Annotated in this window: 17 protein-coding genes, 2 tRNA genes and 1 pseudogene; 15 read left to right on the forward strand and 5 right to left on the reverse strand. The window is 44.4% G+C overall.

The window, feature by feature from the left end; translation table 11 throughout:
* The first annotated feature begins 94 nt into the window (after positions 1 to 94).
* The 10 genes from ABD744_RS01010 to ABD744_RS01055 all read left to right on the forward strand — a co-directional run bounded on the left by ABD744_RS01010 (position 95) and on the right by ABD744_RS01055 (position 7,972).
* Positions 95 to 171 (forward strand) — tRNA-Val (locus ABD744_RS01010).
* Positions 172 to 332: 161 nt separating this feature from the next.
* Complete coding sequence (thrS, locus tag ABD744_RS01015) at positions 333 to 2,252, forward strand: threonine--tRNA ligase (RefSeq protein WP_344794534.1); 1,920 nt, start codon at positions 333 to 335, stop codon at positions 2,250 to 2,252.
* 56 nt (positions 2,253 to 2,308) lie between these two features.
* Positions 2,309 to 2,803, forward strand: a complete 495-nt coding sequence (infC, locus tag ABD744_RS01020) for a translation initiation factor IF-3 (protein ID WP_425562106.1) — start codon at positions 2,309 to 2,311, stop codon at positions 2,801 to 2,803.
* Between the two features lie 151 nt (positions 2,804 to 2,954).
* Positions 2,955 to 3,152, forward strand: a complete 198-nt coding sequence (gene rpmI / locus ABD744_RS01025; protein ID WP_344794536.1) for a 50S ribosomal protein L35 — start codon at positions 2,955 to 2,957, stop codon at positions 3,150 to 3,152.
* 25 nt (positions 3,153 to 3,177) lie between these two features.
* Positions 3,178 to 3,534, forward strand: a complete 357-nt coding sequence (gene rplT, locus ABD744_RS01030) for a 50S ribosomal protein L20 (RefSeq protein ID WP_344794538.1) — start codon at positions 3,178 to 3,180, stop codon at positions 3,532 to 3,534.
* 177 nt (positions 3,535 to 3,711) lie between these two features.
* Positions 3,712 to 4,710, forward strand: coding sequence for a phenylalanine--tRNA ligase subunit alpha (pheS, locus tag ABD744_RS01035; RefSeq protein WP_344794540.1), 999 nt, complete (start codon positions 3,712 to 3,714; stop codon positions 4,708 to 4,710).
* Positions 4,711 to 4,784: 74 nt separating this feature from the next.
* Positions 4,785 to 7,169, forward strand: a complete 2,385-nt coding sequence (gene pheT / locus ABD744_RS01040; RefSeq protein WP_344794543.1) for a phenylalanine--tRNA ligase subunit beta — start codon at positions 4,785 to 4,787, stop codon at positions 7,167 to 7,169.
* Positions 7,170 to 7,172: 3 nt separating this feature from the next.
* Positions 7,173 to 7,478 (forward strand): integration host factor subunit alpha, encoded by a 306-nt coding sequence (gene ihfA, locus ABD744_RS01045; protein ID WP_344794545.1) that lies wholly within the window; start codon positions 7,173 to 7,175, stop codon positions 7,476 to 7,478.
* The gene (locus tag ABD744_RS01050; RefSeq protein WP_344794547.1) at positions 7,456 to 7,809 is read left to right on the forward strand and encodes a MerR family transcriptional regulator; all 354 of its coding nucleotides are present in this window, start codon (positions 7,456 to 7,458) and stop codon (positions 7,807 to 7,809) included. The genes ihfA and ABD744_RS01050 overlap by 23 nt, the downstream gene beginning before the upstream one ends.
* Positions 7,810 to 7,895: 86 nt before the next feature.
* Positions 7,896 to 7,972 (forward strand) — tRNA-Pro (locus tag ABD744_RS01055).
* Between the two features lie 19 nt (positions 7,973 to 7,991).
* Here the strand turns inward: ABD744_RS01055 and ABD744_RS01060 are convergent.
* From ABD744_RS01060 to ABD744_RS23125, 4 genes and pseudogenes are all read right to left on the reverse strand, one after another.
* Positions 7,992 to 8,738, reverse strand: a complete 747-nt coding sequence (locus tag ABD744_RS01060; protein ID WP_344794549.1) for a 1-acylglycerol-3-phosphate O-acyltransferase — start codon at positions 8,736 to 8,738, stop codon at positions 7,992 to 7,994.
* Between the two features lie 75 nt (positions 8,739 to 8,813).
* Positions 8,814 to 9,128 carry a hypothetical protein gene (locus ABD744_RS01065; protein WP_344794551.1) on the reverse strand — a complete coding sequence of 105 codons (315 nt, stop codon included), beginning with the start codon at positions 9,126 to 9,128 and terminating at the stop codon, positions 8,814 to 8,816.
* Positions 9,129 to 9,357: 229 nt separating this feature from the next.
* Positions 9,358 to 9,741 (reverse strand): CZB domain-containing protein, encoded by a 384-nt coding sequence (locus ABD744_RS23120; protein WP_425562107.1) that lies wholly within the window; start codon positions 9,739 to 9,741, stop codon positions 9,358 to 9,360.
* 24 nt (positions 9,742 to 9,765) lie between these two features.
* Positions 9,766 to 10,452, reverse strand: a pseudogene (locus ABD744_RS23125) (methyl-accepting chemotaxis protein); the annotation flags it as partial.
* Between the two features lie 507 nt (positions 10,453 to 10,959).
* Here ABD744_RS23125 and ABD744_RS01075 point away from each other — a divergent pair.
* A complete protein-coding gene (locus ABD744_RS01075) occupies positions 10,960 to 11,715 on the forward strand; it encodes a DUF2189 domain-containing protein (RefSeq protein ID WP_344794555.1) in 756 nt (251 codons plus the stop codon).
* A gap of 52 nt (positions 11,716 to 11,767) precedes the next feature.
* On the opposite strand, the gene ABD744_RS01080 is transcribed toward ABD744_RS01075, so the two are convergent.
* Complete coding sequence (locus tag ABD744_RS01080) at positions 11,768 to 12,637, reverse strand: LysR family transcriptional regulator (RefSeq protein WP_344794557.1); 870 nt, start codon at positions 12,635 to 12,637, stop codon at positions 11,768 to 11,770.
* Positions 12,638 to 12,846: 209 nt separating this feature from the next.
* Between ABD744_RS01080 and leuC the strand changes: the two genes are divergently transcribed.
* The 4 genes from leuC (at position 12,847) to asd (ending at position 17,512) form a co-directional block, all read left to right on the forward strand.
* The gene (gene leuC / locus ABD744_RS01085; RefSeq protein WP_344794559.1) at positions 12,847 to 14,289 is read left to right on the forward strand and encodes a 3-isopropylmalate dehydratase large subunit; all 1,443 of its coding nucleotides are present in this window, start codon (positions 12,847 to 12,849) and stop codon (positions 14,287 to 14,289) included.
* A 24-nt stretch (positions 14,290 to 14,313) separates the two neighbouring features.
* Positions 14,314 to 14,961, forward strand: a complete 648-nt coding sequence (gene leuD / locus ABD744_RS01090) for a 3-isopropylmalate dehydratase small subunit (RefSeq protein ID WP_344794561.1) — start codon at positions 14,314 to 14,316, stop codon at positions 14,959 to 14,961.
* A 104-nt stretch (positions 14,962 to 15,065) separates the two neighbouring features.
* Complete coding sequence (leuB, locus tag ABD744_RS01095; protein WP_344794563.1) at positions 15,066 to 16,145, forward strand: 3-isopropylmalate dehydrogenase; 1,080 nt, start codon at positions 15,066 to 15,068, stop codon at positions 16,143 to 16,145.
* Positions 16,146 to 16,390: 245 nt separating this feature from the next.
* Positions 16,391 to 17,512, forward strand: a complete 1,122-nt coding sequence (gene asd / locus ABD744_RS01100; RefSeq protein WP_344794565.1) for an aspartate-semialdehyde dehydrogenase — start codon at positions 16,391 to 16,393, stop codon at positions 17,510 to 17,512.
* The last annotated feature ends 312 nt before the right edge of the window (positions 17,513 to 17,824 follow it).

Consider the following 17,824-nt stretch of genomic DNA (forward strand, 5'->3'; position numbering starts at 1 on the left):
ATGCAATTTGTTGTTTTGATGTTGCTTTTATCAAAAATCTCCATATAATGCCGTGCTCATCTTATCAATCACTTTCTTTGGTGGTTGAGCTTGGAGTCCCGTAGCTCAGTTGGTTAGAGCGCTACCTTGACATGGTAGAGGTCACCAGTTCGAATCTGGTCGGGACTACCAATTTCCCAATGCTCGGTTGTCCTTATTTATCTTCGTTTACTTTAATCTTTCGGTTGACACCTGTTTGCTGCACTCTTAGCATTGCTTGCTTATTTTTATATATCAATTCTTTACATACATCATGTGGCCTTTGGTAGGGGCCACCACTGAGAGGACAAATAATGCCTGTTATTACTCTTCCTGACGGAAGTCAGCGTACTTTTGATCAAGCTGTAACTATTATGCAAGTGGCTGAGGACATTGGTCCTGGTTTGGCCAAGGCAACCATTGCTGGTCGTGTTAATGGTGAGCTACAAGACGCATGTGAATTAATCTCTGATGATGCGGATCTTGCAATTATTACAGCTAAGAATGAAGAGGGCGTGGAAATTATTCGTCATTCTTGTGCTCACTTGATTGGTCATGCTATTAAGCAGCTTCGCCCGGACGTGAAGATGGCGATTGGTCCTGTTATTGAAGATGGTTTTTATTACGATATCGAAACAGATGCGCCTTTTACGCCAGAAGATATGGCTGCGCTTGAAAAGCGTATGAAAGATCTGATAGCAAGTAATTACGATGTTGTTAAGAAGTGGACGCCCGTCGCTGAGGCGCGAGCGCTGTTTGAATCGCGTAATGAAACGTACAAGATGGAGATTATTGATCAGCTGGATGAGTCAGTTGAGCAAGTGGGTCTTTATCATCATGAAGAATATGTGGATATGTGTCGTGGTCCGCACGTACCGAATACTCGTTTCTTAAAGGCATTCCAGTTAACCAAGTTGGCGGGTGCTTACTGGCGTGCAGACAGCAATAATAAGATGTTAACCCGTATTTATGGGACGGCTTGGGCGGATAAGAAAGAGCTGAAGGCTTATATAAAGCGCATTGAAGAAGCTGAAAAGCGTGATCACCGAAAACTGGCGAAGAAGCTGGATCTTTTCCATATGCAGGAAGAGGCGCCGGGCATGGTATTTTGGCATCCTAAGGGATGGTCACTGTATCAGGGCTTAGAGCAGTACATGCGCCAAAAGCAACGTGAAAAAGGTTATCAGGAAATTAAAACACCGCAGGTGGTGGATCGTTCTCTTTGGGAGAAATCCGGTCACTGGGATAAATTTAAAGAGGATATGTTCACGACGGGTTCTGAAAGTCGTGATTATGCGATTAAGCCAATGAACTGTCCGTGTCACGTTCAGGTTTATAATCAGGGGCTGAGAAGCTATCGGGATTTGCCTTTGCGTTTGGCTGAATTCGGTTGTTGTCATCGAAATGAGCCGTCCGGTGCGTTGCACGGTATTATGCGTGTACGAGGTTTTGTTCAGGACGATGCGCACATTTTTGTTACTGAAGATGCCATTCAGCAAGAGGTTTCTGAGTTTATTGATTTCTTGCATGAGGTTTATGACGACTTTGGTTTTGAAGAGCTGATTTATAAGTTGTCGACTCGTCCTGAAAATCGAGTGGGCTCTGATGAAATTTGGGATAAAGCAGAAAAAGCGCTGGGCGATGCTTTGGATGCAAAGGACTTACCTTGGGAAGAGTTGCCAGGTGAAGGTGCGTTTTACGGGCCTAAGATTGAATTCTCCCTGAAGGACTGTCTGGGTCGGGTATGGCAGTGTGGTACGATTCAGGTCGATTTCTCAATGCCGGGGCGTTTAGGTGCTGAATACGTCGATGAAAACGGTGAAAGAAAAGCGCCGGTTATGCTTCATCGTGCTATTCTTGGTTCGTTCGAGCGATTTATTGGTATTTTGATCGAGCACTATGAAGGTAAATTCCCGGTTTGGTTAGCGCCGGTTCAGGTTGTTTTGATGAATATTACGGGCAGACAGTCTGAATATGTCGAAAATATTGCGAAAAAACTGACCGAGAAGGGATTTAGAGTAAATGCGGACTTGAGAAATGAGAAGATCGGCTTTAAAATTCGCGAACATACTCTACAAAAAGTTCCTTATCAGATTGTTGTAGGCGATAAGGAAATGGAAAACGAAGAAGTAGCGGTGCGTGCTCTAAACGGTGAAGACCTTGGAACAATGTCGATTGCGGCCTTGGAAGATCTTCTGAATGCTAAAATAGCAGAGCGCGGACGTAAGCAATAACTGGAGATATAGCAATTAGAAATCCAAAAGCACGTAGCGGTAAAGATCAGACTCCTATTAATGAGAATATTCGCGCAACAGAAGTTCGTTTGATAGGAGCGGATGGCGATCAGGTTGGGGTAGTACCTTTAGAGGAAGCACTACAAGCAGCCAAATCAGCCGAATTGGATTTGGTACAGATTTCAGACGGTGATCCAATCGTATGTAAGGTGATGGATTACGGAAGAAAGGTGTACGAAGATAAGCAGCGTCAGAAGTTGGCTAAGAAAAAGCAAACTAAGACGCAGCTTAAAGAAATGAAGTTTCGTCCTGGCACTGAAGAAGGGGATTATCAGGTAAAACTACGCAACCTGATACGTTTCCTTGAGAAGGGGGATAAGGCTAAGATTTCGTTAAGATTTCGAGGCCGTGAAATGGCGCACCAGGACATCGGCATGCAGTTGATGACGAGACTTGAAAAAGATCTCGAAGTTTACGGCACCGTCGAGCAGCGCCCGAAACTGGAAGGTCGTCAAATGACCATGGTTTTGGCCCCCAAAAAGAAGAAATAAGTAATTTCGTAAGTAACAGCCTGGGCTTCAATAATTTTATTGTTGAGGGTCGGGCTTTGCTTGCTTTTGCCTATTGATTTATTTAACTGAGCTCCTTTCTTGCGTTAATGGTTAGCGTATTGAAAGAGATGCTGAATGCGGAGTTTTAGAAATGCCTAAAATGAAGACAAAGCGCGGTGCAGCTAAGCGCTTTAAAAAGACTGCAAACGGTTTTAAACACCGTCAATCTCATACCAGTCATATTTTGACTAAGAAGAGTACTAAGCGTAAGCGTCAGCTTCGTCCAAAGCATCAGGTTGAGAAGTCAGATGTGAAGTTGGTTCAGCGTATGGTTCCTTACGTAAGATAAATTGATTGGTAAGAGGGTTTAAGTTATGCCTCGCGTAAAACGTGGTGTTCAGGCGCGTCGTCGCCATAAGAAGATTTTAAAGCAAGCTAAAGGTTACTACGGAGCTCGTAGTCGTGTATTTCGCGTTGCTAAGCAAGCGGTAATCAAAGCTGGTCAATATGCATACCGTGACCGTCGTCAGCGTAAGCGTCAATTCCGTGCTCTATGGATTGCTCGTATTAACGCTGGTGCGCGTTTGAATGGTTTGTCTTATAGCCGTTTCATCTCTGGTCTTAAAAAGTCCAGCGTTGAGATTGACCGTAAGATCCTGGCTGATCTTGCTGTTAATGATAAAGCCGCTTTCACAGCGTTAGTTGAGAAGGCAAAAACTGCTTTGGCGTAAGTCTTAGAGTTTGCTTTTAAAAAGAGGGCTTAGGCCCTCTTTTTTTATGCCTGAATTTCAGGTTTTTAACTGGGCTTATGTACCATTTTTACTACTTCTCAGGTAATATTACCTGTCATTTTTCTCGGCAATTTTAATACTGTCGGTTGTCAATTATTTTCGCAACGGGAACCTTTCATGGAGAACTTGAAGCCACTCGTAGAGACGGCGTTAAATACAGTAAAAGAGTCTGATAATGCTCAGGCTTTGGATCAGATTCGTGTGCAATATCTGGGTAAAAAAGGCGAACTGACTCAGCTGTTGAAAGGCTTGGGTGCTTTAAGTGCTGAGGAGCGCCCAAAAGCTGGTGCAAAGATCAACGAAGCCAAACAGGAAGTTCAGGCGGCAATTAATGCACGTAAAGATGAACTGGAAACTGCTGAACTGAATCTTAAACTGGCCAGCGAAACCATTGATGTTACTTTACCGGGTCGAGGCCAAACGCCAGGGTCAATTCATCCGGTAACCCGAACTCTGGAGCGTATTGAATCGTTTTTTGCAAACGTGGGCTTTCAGGTGGAGCAGGGGCCTGAAATTGAAGATGACTACCATAACTTTGAGGCGTTAAACATTCCTGGCCATCATCCTGCCAGAGCGATGCATGATACTTTCTATTTTGATGCGAATACCTTGTTAAGAACCCATACATCGCCAGTTCAGGTTCGTACAATGGAAACAAGCGAACCGCCGATTCGTATTATTTGCCCTGGCCGAGTTTATCGTTGCGATTCAGATATGACGCATACACCGATGTTCCATCAGGTGGAAGGTTTGTATGTGGACAAAAATGTCAGCTTTGCTGACTTAAAAAGCTTGATTGAAGACTTCCTGAGAGTGTTTTTCGAGCGAGACTTAGAAGTTCGATTTCGTCCGTCGTACTTCCCGTTTACTGAACCATCTGCAGAAGTTGATATTGAATGGGGCAGAAATGCGGACGGCAGTATTAAGTGGCTGGAAGTGATGGGTTGTGGAATGGTTCATCCGAAAGTATTTGAAGCCTCAGGAATTGATTCAAAAGAATATTCAGGTTTTGCTTTCGGTCTTGGGGTTGAGCGTTTAACCATGCTTCGTTATGGCGTGAATGATTTACGTATGTTCTTTGAAAACGACATGAAATTTTTAAACCAATTTAAGTAATGTCGAAGTAGAAGAACAGTTTTCTTTCTATATAGAACGCCGTAACAAAAGAATTAAGTGAATTAGGATTAGATATGAAATTCAGTGAAAGTTGGTTAAGAGAGTGGGTCAACCCTACTATTGATACTGCAGAGTTGGTGCATCAGTTGACGATGGCTGGCCTTGAAGTGGATGAGTTTGTAAAAGTCGCTGGTGACTTCACTGGTATCGTTGTTGGCCAGATTTTGTCTTTTGAGCGTCATCCGGATGCTGATAAGTTGAACGTTTGTTTGGTTGATGTTGGTGAAACAGAACCGAGCCAAATTGTGTGTGGGGCTCCGAATGTGAAGCAGGGAATGAAAATTCCTGTTGCTAAAGTGGGTGCTGTTTTACCGGGTAACTTTAAAATTAAAAAAGCCAAGCTTCGTGGTGTCCAGTCGTTTGGTATGTGTTGTGCGGAAGAAGAGCTGGGCTTGGCAGAAAGCTCTACAGGTTTGATGGAATTGCAAGCGGATGCGCCAGTAGGCACTTGTGTTCGTGAGTATTTAGGGTTGGATGACACTGCAATTGATGTGGATTTGACGCCTAACCGTGGAGACTGTTTGAGCATTGCGGGTCTGGCCCGTGAAGTGGGAACATTAACCCGTACAGAAGTGAATGCACCAGAAATAAATCCGGTGGTTGCATCTCATGATGAGACTCGACAGGTTGCTTTGAACGCTGGAAATGCTTGTTCTCGTTATGCCGGCCGAATCATTAAAAATGTCAATGTGAAAGCGGCGACTCCTATTTGGTTGCAGGAAAAGCTGCGTCGCAGCGGCATTCGCTCGATTGATCCGGTCGTTGACGTGACTAACTATGTGTTACTTGAGCTTGGCCAGCCAATGCACGCTTTTGATTTGGCGAAGCTGGACGGTGATATACAGGTGCGTATGTCTGCGGCGGGTGAAAAGCTGACGCTGTTGGATGGTCAAGATGTTACGTTAACAGACGGTACTTTGGTGATTGCTGATCAGTCTAAAGCACTGGCAATGGCAGGCGTTATGGGTGGCGAAGCTTCATCTGTCACCGAAGAGACGGTAGATATATTGTTTGAAAGTGCTTTCTTTGACCAGATTGCAATTGCCGGTAAGGCCCGCTCATACGGCTTACATACAGACTCTTCACACCGCTTTGAGCGTGGTGTGGACTTCCAGCTTCAAGAAAAAGCGATTGAGCGTGCTACCCGTTTGTTAATTGATATTGCGGGTGGTGAAGTTGGTCCGGTTTTTGTCTCTGAAAATACCGAACATGTGCCAGCAGGAAGAACTGTGGAGTTGAGGTCAGCGAAAGTTGAATCGCTTTTAGGCCTGAAAATTTCAGATGAAGAAATTCAGGAAATCCTTACTCGCTTAGGTCTTGTTGTTGCTTCAAGCACTGACTCAGGCTGGGTGTTTGAAATTCCTAGTTATCGCTTTGATATCAGTATTGAAGAAGATTTAATCGAAGAAGTTGGTCGTATTTACGGTTATAACAACCTGCCTCGTACTTATCCGGTTGCGGATATGAAACTGTTGGCTGAGCCGGAAGTGGAATCGCCGTTATCGGCGGTGCGTTCTCAGTTAGTGAGTGCAGGTTTTCAGGAAGCCATTACATACAGCTTCATTGAGCCTAAATTACAAAAACTGTTTGATCCTGAGATTGAGCCAAAGGCATTGGCGAACCCAATTTCTGCCGATATGGCCGTTATGAGAACCAGTCTCATTCCGGGTTTAGCTAAGGCGCTGCAATATAATGCTAACCGTCAACAAAGCCGTATTCGTTTGTTTGAAACGGGTCAGGTATTTATCCCTAAAGGTGATGAGCTTCAGCAAATTGATCGTATAGCTGGTGTCGTGTACGGTGCTCGTGCACCTGAAAGCTGGCATGGAGTAAAAGAATCTGTAGATTTCTTTGATCTTAAAGGTGATGTGGAGGCCTTGTTGGGGTTGACAGGGGCTTTGGATACGATGGAGTTTATTGCCACTCAAGAGCATGCTGCGCTACACCCTGGACAGTCCGCCAAAGTTGTTAAAGATGGACATCTGGTGGGTTATATTGGTGCCATTCACCCGAACATTGAAAAGTTAGCCGATTTACCTGGTGCGGTTTTTGCCTTTGAGTTAGAACTTGGGTTAATACTTCAAGGCAAGGTTCCTGAATTTAAAGAAGTTTCTAAATTTCCAGAAGTTCGCAGAGATTTAGCAATCTTGGTTGAGGAATCTGTAAATGTGTCTAAGATTAAGGAATGTATTGAGCAGAATTCAGGCGAATTTATGAATTCGGTCTCCATTTTTGATGTTTATCAAGGTAAAGGCATTGATGATGGTCATAAGAGTATTGCTTTGGGCTTGACTTGGCAGCACCCTGAGCGCACTCTGAATGACGAAGAAGTTAATCAGGAAATCAACGCTGTAGTTACTGCGCTAGACGAACAGTATCAAGCCAAGCTAAGGAGTTAGCGGATGAGTGCTCTGACAAAGGCAGATATGGCTGAGCGACTTTTTGAAGAGCTTGGTCTCAACAAACGTGAAGCGAAAGAAATTGTTGAGATGTTCTTTGAAGAGGTCAGAGAGAGTCTGTCAGTGAATGAGCAAGTGAAGTTATCAGGGTTTGGTAACTTCGACTTGAGAGATAAAAGTCAACGACCAGGGAGGAACCCTAAGACCGGTGAAGAGATTCCTATCTCTGCACGTCGGGTTGTTACTTTTAGGCCGGGACAAAAATTAAAAACAAAAGTAGAAGCCTATGCTGGAAGCCAGTCACAATAATGAATTGCCGGTGATACCGGGAAAGCGCTACTTCACAATTGGTGAAGTGAGTGAGTTGTGCGGAGTTAAGGCCCATGTGTTGCGCTATTGGGAGCAGGAGTTTTCTCAGTTGCAGCCGGTCAAACGACGTAACAGAAGATATTATCAACGCCAGGATGTGTTGATGATTCGACAAATTCGTAGTCTCTTATATGATCAGGGCTTCACCATCGGTGGCGCAAGACAGCGGCTTGCAGGAGAGGATTCAGGCGGAGAAGAATCTCACTTTAAGCAGTTAATTAGGCAAACCATTTCAGAGCTGGAAGAAGTTTTGGATGTTTTGAAAACTTAGTCTTGTTACTACTTGAATTATATAGAAAAAGTTTTATTATAAGCGTTCGTGATTCACGAACGCTTTTTTATTGAATCTCAGAAAATCGGAGTATAGCTCAGCTTGGTAGAGCACCGTCATGGGGTGGCGGGGGTCGAAGGTTCGAATCCTTTTACTCCGACCAATTTTTCTGAAAGCAATTTTTAGCTTACCAATTCTCTTCTCTCTGTTTTGATGCCAAGTTCATTATCTAAATTTTCAATGGTGAGCATCATTTCGTTCCAGCACTTCTCTTTAAGTGTTTCTAAATCTTCAGCAGTTAACCCTTGGGTTGAAATGGGCGGTAACGTTTTGATGGCCGCTTTACCGCTTTGCCATTGATTGAGATTCAGGTTGGCACTGTAGCTGCTTACACAAATAGGGATGATTGGGACTTGTGCTTCAATGGCCATTTTAAAAGCGCCATTTTTGAAAGGAAGCATGTTCTGGCCTCTGTTGCGTGTCCCTTCTGCAAATACCCAAATGGAGGTGTTTTCGTTTAATAGCGCATTGGTTGAGGCTTCAATTGTTGCTGATGCGCTGGTTTTGTTGTTTCGATCAATAAATATGTTTCCGGCAAGCCAGTATAGCTGGCCAAACAGGGGGAGAAATTTAAGGCTTTTCTTGCCCATGGTGACTGTGCGTTTTGGAACCGCCGCACCGCAGATAAAAAGATCGAGGTTGTCTTGGTGGTTTACTACATAAACTGCAGTCTCTTTTATGTGATTACTCACCTCTTTATCGACCGTTAATTTAATGCCAAGAAGTTTAACGCCAATCTTTGAGTATATCAGAGCAAAAATACGTGTGTTATCGGGATGGAAGGGTCTCAGTAGGCAAAGAAGGGTGCCTATGGCAGCAATGGCTAAAAAATAAAAAGTAACGAGGATAATTCTTAACGTATAAAGCATGGAAACACCTGTTTTTTGGGTGGTTCAGCGTACACTTGTTTCTTTTTTCTTGCAACTTGGGCTTAGGGGCTTTTCTTAGCCTTGAATGGGAAGCTTAATTAAAGCGTGCTCTTTGCTGGAGCCAAAGGCTTGTTTTTGTATTTGCAGGGACCAGCTTTTAAAGTGTTTGCTTGTTTTTGCGGACGAACATTGTAAGTCGCGTTTGTTAACTGAAACCGCCATAACATGATTTGAAAAACCGCGCTGGGTTAATACATAGGCTTTTTTAAGGCGTTTGGCTTTGATTTGTTTACGAAGAAAGCTCAATTTAATGCTGGTTTCTAGATCGTGCGCTACTTCATGGCCATTCAAGCGACGAACGTAGGGCCTGAATTTTGTGTGTTTAAGCATGATCTCTCCAGTAAATGTTTTTTTACGTCATTATATTGTGAGAGGTGTCATTGTCTATTTTTTGAGTAATAGTTGTCGTTGTTTTGTGAGGAAAGTCTTAATTTTGATCAAAAATAAGACTTTAGTTTTGTATGTGAGTTTGGCGATATTCTAAGTAAATAATGAAAAAACCGAGAAGGCTTGGGCTCTTATGATTTTGATAAGTGCCCAAGCGGTAAGATTGATAGGCTTAATTTCCAGCTATTTCGTTTAAGAGGTCTTGAAGGCAACGTTGCATTTGATCGCTTGAGCTTTCCATCATTCGTAACTGATTATGGATGTCGGAAGTGTCATTTCTTTTATAAGCAGTAATCACAGACTTACCAAACTCATGCACTTGTCTGTGGGGTTCTTCCAGTCGCTGGAAAGAGCGTAAGTGGCTGTATTTTTGATTGCCTGCGCCATGGTGGTACCACTCGCCAAAACTGCACCCTCGATGATCTTCCAGTTCATTTTCATTAATCTGGCTTTGCCCAGAAATCAGTTCGTAAACTTTTGATTTCCAGATGACGTGATCTAACGATACGGTTTGAACAAAAGATTGGTCACTGCAATCACTGATGGTGGTGCACATTGTGCGTGCGAGGTTGATGACTTCGTTGACTGAGCCAATGATCTGGTCGTTATTGATGGCAACATCTTCACACTTTTCTGCCATTTGCTGGCTTCGTGAATCAACTTCGCGGGTTTGTTTATCAATGTTTTCAACGAGATTGGAGATTTCTGAAGCGGCTTCCCCTGCGCGTTGTGCCAGCGCTCGGACTTCGTCGGCCACAACAGCAAAGCCTCGCCCTTGTTCTCCGGCTCGAGCTGCTTCGATCGCAGCGTTCAATGCCAATAAGTTGGTTTGTTCTGAGATGTTGTTGATGGCGCCAACAAAGGTGCTGATTTGCTCTGCAACTGTTCTAAGTTGCTGAATGCTTGTCACGCTGTCCATTGCGGTGTCTCGAATAGACTCTACTGCGCCTTTGGTGGCGGTAAGTAATGTTGAGCTTTCATCAAACAGTTTTTGAGAGTCGTTGAGCTTTTCGCGCTCGGCTGACATTTGGCTGCTGGTATTAGCAACTGAATGCCTGACTTCGTCCATGGCTTTATTGGATGAGAGCAGCAGTTTTACCATTCCGCTTTCATCGGTTGTTTGTGCGTGTTTATCAAGCTCTTTACGCAGTTCTTCAATTTCCTGATCTTTTTGCTTGCAGGTCAGCGAAAGTTGATTAACTTCTTGCTGCAGATCAGCTGTTTTGTCTTTGAGGTTTTCTAATTCTTGTTTGTTGCCAAACCACATATTTATATCCTTTCGCTGTTCTGGACTGAAACGGATGCATTTAATACAAACGGATTATTAGGATACCTTTGGATAAGCCGTACTCTGATGAAATAGAGTCTGAATGGGCGTTATTAGGGGCCTAATGCTCATATCCTGCTAAACAATTGTCTGATATTACGCTGTTAAAGCTTAGTCTAGTTGTCGGCATCATTTTGGCTTTCTTTACATAAAACTTGTTTTGCTTAGGGTAATTAATGAAATTGTTTTTTCATTTGTGACGGATATTTGAGTGTGCATGCCAAGGTTCGGCTTTCATTGTTTGTATTTAAGTTGAGATAGGCTGTTGTGCAGTTGTGGCCTTGACTGTGTTTAATAGGTCAATTTTTTTGCCAATTCAGGTTTGGCGGGTATGCTTTTCAGGGTGTGAATCCTGAATTTCCGATAAAAGGTGTATAAATAGTAAACAGTTTGCTGGTGGCCTGCTAGTTTTATATATGTAGCAGCTAGAAGTTTGGGGGAACGGATATGCCACAAGTCGTAAATAAGAATGAACCTGCAAGAGTTGAAGCGCCGAGTGCAGCAAGACCACTTTCAATGCATGATATTCAGCAAGCGATACATCACGGCTGGATTGATTTCAGAGCCACGAAATGGGTCAGTATGTTGTATGGCTTAGTCTTTGTTTTATCAGGGTATTTGATGATTGCTCTGACCTATGCATCTGACAAACCTTATCTGTTTTTTGCCTTGTTTATTGGCGCTATGCTTGCTGGGCCTCTGTTTGCTGTGGGGATTTATGACTTGAGTCGTCAGCTACATAAAGGGAAAGCTCCGACCTTGATGCATTCTTTAAAGGCAATGCGCTCTGGTGCTTTTTTTGATGTGATCGCACTGGGCTTTGGCTTGATGCTGATTATGATTTTTTGGATGAGGATGGCGAGTGTGGTGCATGTCTTCATGCCTGAGACGCTGAGCATTGCTGAATTGCTGCCGTTTTTGGCGGTGGGCACCATAGTGGGTGTCGGGTTTTGTGTTTTAGTATTTGGTGTGACTGTTTTTTCTTTGCCTATGATGGTTCATCGGCCGGTAGATGTGGTCAGTGCGAGTGTGGCCAGTTTAAAAACAGTGAAAGACAATAAAGCCGTTATGGTTGGTTGGGCTATGATTGTCGGATTGTGTTGTGTGGTTGGATTTGTCACAGGTTTGGTAGGCTTTTTAATCTTGTTCCCCTTCTTGGCTCATGCTACTTGGCATCTTTATCAGCGAGCCTTTGTTATCTAGCCTGAATACAAGTCTGTGATGAAAAGGCGCCGACTTTCGAGTCGGCGCTTCTTTATGTTTTAGCTTCATTCAGCAGTTCAATCAGTGCTTTTGCTGCATTCGTTAGTGAGTGGTGCTTGTGGATAACGTATCCTAACTGCCGGCTGTTCATTTCTATCGGAATGTTCATTTCGTAAAGCTCCTTTGACAGAGACTCAGGTAATACACTCCAGCCGTAACCAATGGATACCATCATTTGGATGGTATCCAGATAATTGGTTGAGGTCACTACATCCAGTTTTACGTCCGTATCTGCAAACAAGCGCTCAACCCGTTGGCGTGTGAAGGTGTTGTGGCTTGGTAATATGGCTTTGTGTTTGGCCAGGTCTTCGATGGTTGTCGTGCCTTTTTTGGCAAGAGGGTGCTCCTTGCTGCATACAAATTTCATGTCGTCGTGCCAAATAGAATGGCTGATCAGGCTCTTATTGGGCTCCGGGGCTAATGTGATTAAAGCCATTTCTTTGTCGCCCTGAACGACCTGTTCGTAGCCGCTTTCAGACTCTCCAAACTCTATTTTCAGATCCACGTCGGGATAGCGTATGGAGTACTCTTTTAGTATAGGGGGTAGGCGGTGCAGCCCTATATGGTGGCTGCAAATGATTTCAAGAGAGCCACTGACAGATTGAGAAAGGTTGTGAAGCTCTTGCTGTGTGCTTTTCATTAAGTGAAGTATTTGTTTCGCTTTTGGGAGTAAAGCGGCTCCGGCAGGGGTTAAGTGAATGTTTCTTCCTATTCTGTCGAACAGGCTGGTTCCTAATTGCCCTTCTAATGAAATGATTCGTTTGCTGACGGCAGGCTGTGTCAGGTGGAGTTCTTCAGCGGCTTCAGAAAATGATTGATGTTTGGCGACTACGATGAAGGCTTTCAGTGTGTTGGTATCCATGGCTCTTTCTTTTGCTGGGTTGGATTTCAGAATAATCTCAATCTATAACATAAAGTAATTCAATGTATAAAAAATATGAATTTATTTTATTTATGTGGGTGGTTACTATGCGCTTATTGATGAGCACCAGGCAGTGAAAACTTAAACATATAAGTAACTGTGTTGGTCGATTTGTAGCCAGGTTATTGATAAAGATGAGGAGAAATAAAATGGCGGGCAAGACGTTATATGACAAATTGTGGGAGTCACATGTTGTTAAAGAGCGCGAAGACGGGACTGCGCTGATTTATATTGATCGTCAGTTGCTGCATGAAGTGACTTCTCCACAGGCATTTGAAGGCTTACGACTTGCAGGTCGTAAGCCATGGCGTTTGGACGCTAACCTTGCTACGCCTGATCATAATGTTCCAACAACAGCCAATGAGCGTGAAGTAGGTATTGAAGGGATTGTTGATCCTGTTTCTAAAATTCAGGTTAAAACTCTGGATGAGAACTGTGATGAATTCGGAATCGTTGAATTCAAAATGCAGGATAAGCGTCAGGGGATTGTGCATGTTGTTGGGCCAGAGCAAGGTGCAACTTTGCCGGGTATGACTGTAGTGTGTGGTGATTCACACACGGCCACGCATGGTGCGTTTGCGGCTTTGGCTCATGGTATCGGAACCTCCGAAGTTGAACACGTGATGGCTACCCAGTGCTTGATTCAGCGCAAAATGAAGAATCTGCTGATCCGGGTTGATGGCCAGCTAGGGGCCGGTATTACTGGTAAAGATGTGGTGCTTCATGTGATCGGTGTGATTGGTACGGCGGGTGGCAATGGCTGCGCAATGGAGTTCGGTGGCAGTGCGATTCGCTCGATGAGCATGGAAGGTCGTATGACTATGTGTAACATGGCGATTGAAGCTGGTGCACGCGTAGGCATGGTGGCGTTCGATGACATTACTGCCGATTACGTAAAAGGTCGTGCTTATGCGCCTAACGCAGAGCAGTGGGATCAGGCTGTGGATTGTTGGAAAGACTTGGTTTCTGACGATGATGCTGTGTTTGATAAGGTCGTGGAAATTAAAGCGGAAGACATTAAGCCGCAAGTCACTTGGGGGACATCCCCTGAGCAGGTAGTGTCTGTTGATGATACGGTGCCAGCACCAGAAAGTGAATCTGATCCGGTGAAGCGCTCGGCAATTGAGCGTGCGTTAGTGTACATGGGGCTGCAAGCGGGCCAGAAAATTACGGACATTCAATTGGATCGTGTTTTCATTGGCTCATGTACTAACTCCCGAATTGAAGACTTACGCGCAGCCGCTGATGTCGTGAAAGGTAAGAAGGTTGCTTCCACCTTAAAGCAGGCATTGGTTGTACCGGGGTCGGGCTTAGTAAAAGAGCAGGCGGAAAAAGAAGGGTTGGACAAGGTATTTATTGAAGCTGGCCTTGAGTGGCGTGAGCCTGGATGTTCAATGTGTCTGGCAATGAATGCGGATAAGCTGGGCAATGGTGAGCATTGTGCATCTACTTCTAACCGTAACTTTGAGGGTCGCCAGGGGTATGGTGGTCGGACGCATTTGGTGAGTCCGGCGATGGCGGCAGCCGCTGCGATTGCAGGTCACTTTGTGGATGTAAATACTTTTATGAATGAAGCATCGGTAAGTGCTTAAGCCGGATACCTAAGGAGATTAAAAATGAAAAAGTTTACTACTCATCAGGGTATTGCGGCCCCAATGGATCGTGCCAATGTTGATACCGACATGATCATTCCGAAGCAGTTTTTGAAATCGATCAAACGCAGTGGTTTTGGTCCTAATTTATTTGATGAATTACGCTATTTGGATGAAGGTCAGCCGGATGCCGATAACAGCGGGCGTCCTTTGAACCCGGATTTTGTTTTGAATCAGCCAAGGTATGAGGGGGCTTCTGTTTTGCTGGCTCGTGAGAACTTTGGTTGCGGTTCTAGCCGCGAGCACGCTCCGTGGGCACTGGAGGACTTTGGCTTTAGAGCGGTCATTGCCCCAAGCTATGCTGATATCTTTTTTAATAACTGTTTTAAAAATGGCTTGCTGCCTATCGTTCTTGATGAAGACGTTGTTGACCAGTTATTCAAGGCGGTGTCGGATGAGGAAGGCTATCAATTGACGATCGACCTTGAAAACCAGCACGTGATTCAGCCAAATGGCGAAAAAATTGCTTTCGAGGTAGATCCTTTCCGTAAACATTGTTTGATTAACGGTTTGGATGATATTGGTTTGACGTTGCAAGATGCGGACGATATTCGTGCATATGAAGAGAAACGCAGGGCATCTCAGCCTTGGTTGTTTGATGCGGTAAAGTAGTTACTTTATTCGCTATTGAAAACGGCAAGATGGAAGGGCTGAGCTCTTCCGTATTTATTATGAGTTTTTGAGGGTGAGAAACACCTTCAGGTGGGAGTGAAAAAATGTCAAAGAATGTTCTGATTTTGCCTGGTGACGGTATTGGTCCTGAAATCGTTGCTGAAGCGGTTAAAGTTTTAAATACAGTGAACAACAAATTTGATCTTGGGTTGACGTTGGAAGAAGGCTTGGTTGGTGGTTCCGCCTATGATGTACACGGTACACCGTTGCCAGAAGAGACAATGGGTAAGGCAAGAGCGTCTGATGCCATTTTGTTGGGGGCTGTGGGTGGTCCTAAGTGGGATAACCTGGAAGATCGTGAGCTGCGTCCTGAAAAGGGGTTGTTGGGGCTTCGTTCTGGTTTGGAGTTGTTCGGTAATCTGCGTCCTGCGATTCTTTATCCTCAGTTGGCGGATGCGTCTAGCCTGAAACCGGAGATTGTCTCTGGTCTTGATATTCTGATTGTTCGTGAGCTAACAGGTGGCATTTATTTTGGTAAGCCTCGGGGCATTCGAACTCTGGAAAACGGTGAGCGCGAAGGTTACAACACGTATGTGTATTCTGAATCTGAAATTCGCCGAATTGCAAAAGTTGCATTTGAATCCGCACGGAAGCGCGGCAAGAAGTTGTGCTCAGTAGATAAAGCAAACGTGCTTGAAGTGACTGTGTTGTGGCGTGAAATCATGGAGGAGGTTGCTAAAGACTATCCTGATGTTGAATTATCTCATATGTATGTAGATAACGCGGCCATGCAGTTGGTTCGTGCGCCTAAGCAATTTGATGTTATGGTAACAGGCAATATGTTCGGCGACATTCTTTCTGATGCTGCGGCAATGCTGACCGGTTCCATTGGTATGTTGCCATCAGCGTCTTTGGACAAAGACAATAAAGGTATGTATGAGCCGTGTCATGGCTCTGCGCCGGATATCGCTGGTCAGGGGATTGCCAACCCGCTGGCAACTATTCTGTCTGCAGCAATGATGCTACGTTATTCGCTGAATGAAGTGGCTGCGGCGGATGCAATTGAAGAAGCGGTCAGTAAGGTGCTTGATCAGGGTTTGCGCACAGCAGACATCTACTCTGATGGAATGGAAAAAGTGTCCACTGAGCAGATGGGTGAAGCGGTTGTAAAAGCGCTGTCTTAATGGTTGAAGTGCTGCATTCTGTCGTTGCTTTTGGGGGTAATGACAGACTTGTGGCTTTGTTGACTTATATCCTGATTCTTTTTTTAAGATTCGATATACTGTCGCCAGAACCTTGTCATTCAGGGTTCCTAAATTTTTGGAACGCCAGGTGTGGTAGTAAGTTGTAATTATGGCTTTTGAGGCATGTTGCTACGAATTACTGAGCAGGGCTGTTCCGTGATCCTAAGGTAGAGAGGAATATTAAAGTGAAAGTCGGTCTAGTAGGTTGGCGCGGCATGGTAGGCTCCGTGCTTATGCAACGCATGCAGGAAGAAAAAGATTTCGATCTGATCGAGCCTGTGTTTTTTACCACTTCTCAGGCAGGTCAGGACGCTCCTATTATTAGTAAAGCGACCCCTGCGCAAGAAACGAAACTACAAGACGCGACAGATATTAGTATTCTAAGCACCATGGATGTGATTATCACCTGCCAAGGTGGTGATTACACTAAAGCTGTGTTTCCTAAATTGCGTGAAAGTGGTTGGGATGGTTACTGGATTGATGCAGCATCATCACTTCGTATGGCGGATGATGCGGTAATTGTACTTGATCCGGTTAATCAGGACGTAATTAAGCGTGCGCTGGATGCTGGCACTAAAAACTACGTGGGTGGTAACTGTACTGTCAGCTTAATGTTGATGGCAATTGGCGGTTTGTTCGAGAAAGACCTGGTGGATTGGGTTAGTCCGATGACGTATCAGGCGGCTTCGGGTTCAGGCGCTAAGCACATGCGAGAGCTGATTGCTCAGATGGGCGCGGTTCGTGATAACGTTGAGGATTTATTAAATGATCCGGCCTCTGCAATTCTTGATATAGACAAGAAAACGGCAGAATTCATTCGCAGCAATGATTACCCTAAAGATCAGTTTGGCGTCCCTTTGGCTGGAAGCTTAATTCCATACATCGATACTCAGCTTGAATCAGGCCAGAGTCGTGAAGAATGGAAGGCCGAGGCGGAGACGAACAAGATCTTAGGTACTTCTGAGAACGCTACGCCGATTGATGGTATTTGTGTTCGGGTTGGGGCGATGCGTTGTCACAGTCAGGCACTGACCATTAAGTTGAAGAAAGATTTGCCTGTGGAAGAGATTGAGTCGATTCTGGCTGCGCATAACGATTGGGTTAAAGTGATTCCGAATGATCGTGATGCGACAATGGAAGAATTAACGCCGGCAAAAGTTACGGGTACATTGAGTATTCCGGTTGGCCGAATTCGTAAACTCTCGATGGGGCCTGAGTATATTTCAGCGTTTACTGTGGGTGATCAGTTGCTTTGGGGGGCGGCAGAACCGCTTCGCAGAATGTTGCGCATCTTATTAGAAAAGTAGGCTATTCTTCTTACCTGAAGCCTGAAGTAAATGTGAAGAAGATCACATATAGGCCGAATACTTTGGTATTCGGCCTTTTTTTGTCTTCTGTTTTTGAAGTTGTTTGATAATTCAGGATGACAAGCTGTTGATAAATCAGCATTTATGTTCGATACTTTTTCAATTAATTAATAATGGCTGATAGTGGGCTAAAAACGTCTAAACTGTGTTAAATGAACTTTTGACTTTTAATGAATTGTTTTGACGTTGTTTGGTGCTCTGGATGGTTGGATTCAGATGCCGCTGCGGGCAAATAACAACAAAGGATCGACG

It is taken from the genome of Litoribacillus peritrichatus (assembly GCF_039537985.1).
Lineage (GTDB): Bacteria > Pseudomonadota > Gammaproteobacteria > Pseudomonadales > Litoribrevibacteraceae > Litoribacillus > Litoribacillus peritrichatus.

Coding starts and splice junctions, on each gene's coding strand:
- leuD (WP_344794561.1), top strand. CDS start 14,314: ATGAAAAAGTTTACTACTCATCAGGGTATTGCGGCCCCAATGGATCGT.
- thrS (WP_344794534.1), top strand. CDS start 333: ATGCCTGTTATTACTCTTCCTGACGGAAGTCAGCGTACTTTTGATCAA.
- ABD744_RS01080 (WP_344794557.1), bottom strand. CDS start 12,637: ATGGATACCAACACACTGAAAGCCTTCATCGTAGTCGCCAAACATCAA.
- ABD744_RS01050 (WP_344794547.1), top strand. CDS start 7,456: ATGCTGGAAGCCAGTCACAATAATGAATTGCCGGTGATACCGGGAAAG.
- ihfA (WP_344794545.1), top strand. CDS start 7,173: ATGAGTGCTCTGACAAAGGCAGATATGGCTGAGCGACTTTTTGAAGAG.
- ABD744_RS01065 (WP_344794551.1), bottom strand. CDS start 9,128: ATGCTTAAACACACAAAATTCAGGCCCTACGTTCGTCGCTTGAATGGC.
- ABD744_RS01075 (WP_344794555.1), top strand. CDS start 10,960: ATGCCACAAGTCGTAAATAAGAATGAACCTGCAAGAGTTGAAGCGCCG.
- leuC (WP_344794559.1), top strand. CDS start 12,847: ATGGCGGGCAAGACGTTATATGACAAATTGTGGGAGTCACATGTTGTT.
- rplT (WP_344794538.1), top strand. CDS start 3,178: ATGCCTCGCGTAAAACGTGGTGTTCAGGCGCGTCGTCGCCATAAGAAG.
- ABD744_RS01060 (WP_344794549.1), bottom strand. CDS start 8,738: ATGCTTTATACGTTAAGAATTATCCTCGTTACTTTTTATTTTTTAGCC.
- pheT (WP_344794543.1), top strand. CDS start 4,785: ATGAAATTCAGTGAAAGTTGGTTAAGAGAGTGGGTCAACCCTACTATT.
- leuB (WP_344794563.1), top strand. CDS start 15,066: ATGTCAAAGAATGTTCTGATTTTGCCTGGTGACGGTATTGGTCCTGAA.
- ABD744_RS23120 (WP_425562107.1), bottom strand. CDS start 9,741: ATGTGCACCACCATCAGTGATTGCAGTGACCAATCTTTTGTTCAAACC.
- pheS (WP_344794540.1), top strand. CDS start 3,712: ATGGAGAACTTGAAGCCACTCGTAGAGACGGCGTTAAATACAGTAAAA.
- rpmI (WP_344794536.1), top strand. CDS start 2,955: ATGCCTAAAATGAAGACAAAGCGCGGTGCAGCTAAGCGCTTTAAAAAG.